Below are 744 nucleotides of genomic sequence, written 5' to 3' on the forward strand. Positions count from 1 at the left end.
ACTACACGCCCACCGGACTGATCCGACAGGAAACCGGTTTTGATGGGCGGCGCACTGCGTATGTCTACGACCGCAACGGCCACCTGCTGGAGAAGACCGAGTACGGCGATGACGGCTCGACGCTGGTCACCGGCTACCAACGTGATGCTGCTGGGCGCCTGCTGCTCAAGACTCTGCCCGACGGGGTTGAGGTCAGCTACCGTTACGACCGCCTCGGTCGGCTGACCGGCGTCGATGACGGCCAAAATCACCCGCTGGCTTTTGAATACGACCTGCAGGATCGCCTGGTGCGCGAGCATCAGGGCTGGGGCACCTTGCGCTACACCTACGACGCCTGCGGCCAGCTCAGCCGAATGCGCCTGCCGGACAACAGCAAGCTCGATTACCACTACGCCAAGGGCGGCGCGCTGACGGCGATCGACCTCAACGGCGCCTTGCTGACCCGCCACGTCTACCAGAACGGTCGCGAGCAGCAGCGCCAGCAAGGCCTGTTGCTCAGCGAATATGCCTACGACGAACAGGGCCGCTTGCGTTCTCACGCTGTAGGCCATCAACGCAGTGCACTGTACCGCCGCGACTTTGCCTACAGCGCCAACGGCAATCTTGAGCACATCGCCGACACCCGCCACGGCCAGCGCAGCTACCAGTACGACGCCCTCGACCGGCTGATCCGCGTGCGCCACACCCGCGACGATGTGCCGGAAAACTTCGCCCACGACCCGGCCGGCAACCTGCTGCTGCAGG

1 pseudogene is annotated in these 744 nt (G+C 64.8%); it reads left to right on the forward strand.

From position 1 onward, the window contains the following. Positions 1 to 744, forward strand: a pseudogene (locus ACW9HX_RS29090) (type IV secretion protein Rhs); the annotation flags it as partial.

Source organism: Pseudomonas sp. SDO52101_S400 (assembly GCF_054071635.1).